The sequence below is a fragment of the Nostoc sp. FACHB-888 genome (assembly GCF_014696655.1).
Taxonomy (GTDB): Bacteria; Cyanobacteriota; Cyanobacteriia; order Cyanobacteriales; family Nostocaceae; genus Nostoc.
Genome location: NZ_JACJQM010000293.1, coordinates 1 through 4,161, shown reverse-complemented (window position 1 = coordinate 4,161; position 4,161 = coordinate 1). Strand labels below are relative to the sequence as shown.

Here is a 4,161-nt window from a genome sequence, read left to right as displayed (position 1 = left end):
ATGCCATTACGCTCATCTTTGGCGCGGACTAATAACTGATCTTGACGCTCTTGTAACCAAGAGGCGGTATTCCCAGCTTCCAAATACTCAATGCTGGGGTAGTCGTCACGTAAAAGTGCCGTTTCTTTAGTTCCTAGCATTGGTATCTGTTGCTGCATGTTCTTTTCTCTTACTTAGTTAATTTCCAAATGTTGTAACCAATCTCGCCTGCCATCATTGAAGCTACGTTGTAAGCAAAGCAAGCCAAAATTAAACCTGGGTTCGTATATCTGAAGGGATTGCGACCAACGAAGGTAGTAGTCAGATCCAGAACCCAGAAAAACAGTGCGATCGCTCCACCTGTATGACGTTCTTTCATGCCAGCAGCTTTATAATCACCCCACAATGCCACTGTCAGGTCGATATTGCCATTCGGTTTACTGCCGAGTGTGTATTGTTTTGATTCCTCAAACTCGTTCTTGGCCTGTTGTGGGTCTTTACCACGTAAGGTTCGGGCTTCCATCACTTGCACTAGTGCAGAGATGCCAAAACTAATCCAAAATAAGGGATTCAATAGGAGTTGCAACCAACCAAGCCAGCCAATCCATTCTTGCTCAAACCACGGGAGGAGGGGTTTTCCCTGGAATAAAACTTGCCAGATGCTATCAGTAGAAAGGAGTGTACCAATCCAGAAACCAATTGCACCAACCAGCTTGTATCCGGGTGTGCCTGGGGTAACGAATTGGGCAATGATATGTGAGATAAAGATGACTGGCAGTGAGATTAATGCCACAATCCACCGAGCTAATAATTCTAAGTAGTCACTCCCTCCTTTTTTCGGCTCTTTTTGTGGTGATGATTCTGGTTTTGGTTGTGAATTAGATTTGTTCGGAGTGAGATATTTCATAGGTCGAACAATTGTAGATTGCCGATAGCGTAGCGTTAGCGACGTAGGAGCGTCTTGTAGATTTGAGATTGACTGTACCAACAAGAGATGCGGCTTGAGGATTTGAGATTTATTCCGCCCACTTTCCTGCTGGGCTTATACCAAAAACATTCAATCTCCAATCTGCGATCTTCAATCTCCAATGTTCTTGGTCAATTACGGGAATCTTGGTACAGTGGCGAATTCTTACAAGCATTTTTGAATCTATACTTCCACCGCCATTGCCTCTGTTCAATTCGCCCAATACATAAACCAGTTGAGTCATACACAAAAACTGTCTCATCTTCTAAATAACCTGTAGTGTCAGGTCTAGGGTTACGTTTTTTCGAGTCTAAATAGTTCCTGATTCGTAACTTACTGAATGAGGGCATAACTCCAAGAGAGTTAATTTTGTCGGCGGTTTCTGCCCTTTGCTCGGCTTTAATGCGTTCTAGTTCTTCAGACTCACGAATCGTGATGCCACTGTTGTAAGTCTTAAATTGGGCTGGCAGTTGTGATAACCAAGGACTTGCGATTAACCCCATGCCCAATAATCCCAACATCGCTTGCTTCTGGTATTTCATTGCCAGAATTACCTTGAAACTGGTTCGTATTGATCTAACAGTTTGCTGAAATTGCCAATGATATTTGCGATTGGTTCGTCCTTGACTACTATTTCTTCTACCTGATTAACTGTGACTTCCGGTTCTAATTGAGGTGTTTCAAAACCGACAGCATTTAATATTTCACGTTCTAAACACACAATTACCTCTTACTGTCTAACTTGGATTTGTTCTGTACTTGTCTGATTTGGTGCATTAGTAACACGAATGTAAACAGACAGCCCAATGCAAACTAGAAAAAAAATGACTGAGAATCCGAAAATATTCTCCTTGAAGAACTTGCGCCATTTTAAGCTGGAGATTGGAATTTCTCGCTCAACAAAGAGCGTGTCAAATTTTTCAAGTCCTGAATTGTTGTCGGTTGTGTGGACTTTTTTTCGGGTGTTGGCACTCCTAGTTCTTGTAAGAATGCTTCCGGGTCAAAACCAGGAGTTGCAGTAGTAGCGAGGGTTTGAACTTGTTGCTTAATCTCATCCCCAGTCTTTAACCCGTACTCTTGGGTAATTTGTTGCCTGATTTGAGGATCTTTAGCCAGTTGATAAATAAACGCTATTTCATCAAAGCCTTGCTCTGTGCGTCGTTGTAATGAACGAGCATCAAGTTCAGTTGTGATTTCATCAAACAATTCTTGCTCAAATTGATGAACTGCCAATGCTTGAGCAACAGTCTTACCTGCAACAATATCCAAGAATGCTTTAAACGTTTCCCGGCTGACTCCAACAAGTTGTAATTGTTCAGTGGCCATGTCCATAGCTCCCGTCTGTATATTCGCTAAATTGCCGCTACCTCCTAACAGCTTCGATTTGTCGAGGGTTGCTTGGGCTAGATTGAACAACCTTTCTAAGCGATCGCTGATTTCTACAGGAAATTCTTCTGCATTTGGATCAACTGTTGAGTCTGAGGTGGCAAGTTGTTCTAATCCAGCAATAATTTGTTGTGAGCTGTAACTGGCACTTAATAATTCAAACAATTCTGCGCGAGTAAATGTGTTATCCGACATGATGTGTCTCTCCTAATACTTGTGATGTAAATCTAAGTTGTTCTTTCTCAAATTCGGCACGGGTGTACTCGTCTTTTTTGGCTTCGATGATGATCTCAACAAAAGCCTTTTTATCAACCCCTTGAGTGATGTCAGAGAACAATTCCCCAATCTTACCGATGACCCATACTTGATAAGGTGTGATTGGTGGCGCACGTAATTTTTTTTCTTGGGTCAGAGTCTTCATCCTCACAAGTATTAATCTATACTCTGGGATGCTTGGCGCGACCTCTGCCCATCGTTCTAGCGTGCGGTAGCAAATGCCTAAAATCTTCGCGGCTTTTGCTTTTGACATTGGTAGAACTAAAGGATTTGCCCCCGATTGACTTGGTTGACAGCTAAAAAGTTGTTCTCTCCACTTTGATTCCATTAAGAATGTCAAATCCGTATCAACAGTTTCAAAAAGTTAGTCAATATCCGTGTCAAACTCGTATCAATATTAATGTCATATTGATGTCAACGTTAATATCAATGTTGATGTCAATGTGAATATCCACGTTGATATCAATAAGCATTGTTCAGTGACTGTCAATTGACTATTTATTGACCTTGCTCTTCTACAATAAAAAACGTCTTTACGCAATGCAATAGGATTTTGATATTTCAGGCAGTTTCCCTATTTAGGGAAATTAAACAATGAGTTATGATAGCGATTGCCCAATCTGGACATCTATTTTTGTAGAACCAATTTCTTACTGTTTTCTCTGTTGGCGGTTGTAGCCCGGCTGCCTGATAAAAAGCACTAATTTGTTCGCTAACTAGTTTTGCAGAAGTAGATACATACTCATATTCCCCAGGGGAAAGATTATGATGATGACTTTCTAGCAGTTTTTGAGCTAGTTCATCGATTTTACTGATTTTTCGCCCCATGATTCATTTACTCCTGAGAATTCAAATGCCCGTTCAACAAAGCGCTACTCAAAACTCCTGAAATACAAACCACATCCCACCCAAACAAATGTTCTTTCGGGCTTGCCAGCTGTACTGTATATGAGAATCCGCGTTGTATAGAATACCGTGATAGTATTTGCAATCTCTACAACTGATGGGTATAGATGAATGGCACGCTTGAAAAGGGAAAATCGTTGAGGCAGCTCTTGAGCAGGGGAGAAAGAAGAAATTTTAGGCATTGCGTTCAGAAGAAATAAAAATTCCCCTCTGCACCCCTGCCCCTGGAGCATCCTTACGCCGCCTACCCTTCAGCTTAACAAGCGTGCCATTCGGGCATAGCCCTGTTATGTCACTTTTGGAAAACAATAATCCAAGCAGAAGTCTCAACCTTTGATTGAATCAAGCTTTGAGACTTTATTTACTAACAGAAACTAGAATTTATAGCCAAAACCCAGAAATTAAAGCTCTAGAAGGCTTACAGCGATTGGCTTCTACTAAAGTGACACAAGAGGGATAGATAAAGGTTTAGGTTGACGTAGAGCAATGCAATTAGCCTCAATTTGACCAGCAATCTGGTCAATAAGGATTGCTACCCCAGTCCCGGCTATTGTTATTCAAGGCAAGGTTTCTTTGCAGAGGCATCTGCTGCTCGCCGTGCTTCTTGATTCGCTTTTTCTCCACCTTTGACTTTCTTCGTTACACAG

The 4,161-nt window shown here is 41.6% G+C and carries 6 protein-coding genes; all 6 read right to left on the bottom strand.

The annotated features are described in order from the left end of the window. Window positions 1-169 precede the first annotated feature (169 nt). Entirely contained in the window at window positions 170-886 is a 717-nt protein-coding gene (locus tag H6G26_RS39385) for a hypothetical protein (RefSeq protein ID WP_190737284.1), read from the bottom strand. A 191-nt stretch (window positions 887-1,077) separates the two neighbouring features. Next, window positions 1,078-1,488, bottom strand: a complete 411-nt coding sequence (locus H6G26_RS39380) for a hypothetical protein (RefSeq protein ID WP_190737282.1) — start codon at window positions 1,486-1,488, stop codon at window positions 1,078-1,080. Window positions 1,489-1,496: 8 nt separating this feature from the next. Continuing rightward, complete coding sequence (locus H6G26_RS39375; protein WP_190737280.1) at window positions 1,497-1,667, bottom strand: hypothetical protein; 171 nt, start codon at window positions 1,665-1,667, stop codon at window positions 1,497-1,499. 149 nt (window positions 1,668-1,816) lie between these two features. After that, the gene (locus H6G26_RS39370; protein ID WP_190737278.1) at window positions 1,817-2,527 is read right to left on the bottom strand and encodes a hypothetical protein; all 711 of its coding nucleotides are present in this window, start codon (window positions 2,525-2,527) and stop codon (window positions 1,817-1,819) included. After that, a complete protein-coding gene (locus tag H6G26_RS39365) occupies window positions 2,517-2,936 on the bottom strand; it encodes a hypothetical protein (RefSeq protein WP_190737276.1) in 420 nt (139 codons plus the stop codon). Before H6G26_RS39365 ends, H6G26_RS39370 begins: the two co-directional genes overlap by 11 nt. Window positions 2,937-3,169: 233 nt before the next feature. After that, window positions 3,170-3,436 (bottom strand): hypothetical protein, encoded by a 267-nt coding sequence (locus H6G26_RS39360; protein ID WP_190737273.1) that lies wholly within the window; start codon window positions 3,434-3,436, stop codon window positions 3,170-3,172. Window positions 3,437-4,161 lie beyond the last annotated feature (725 nt).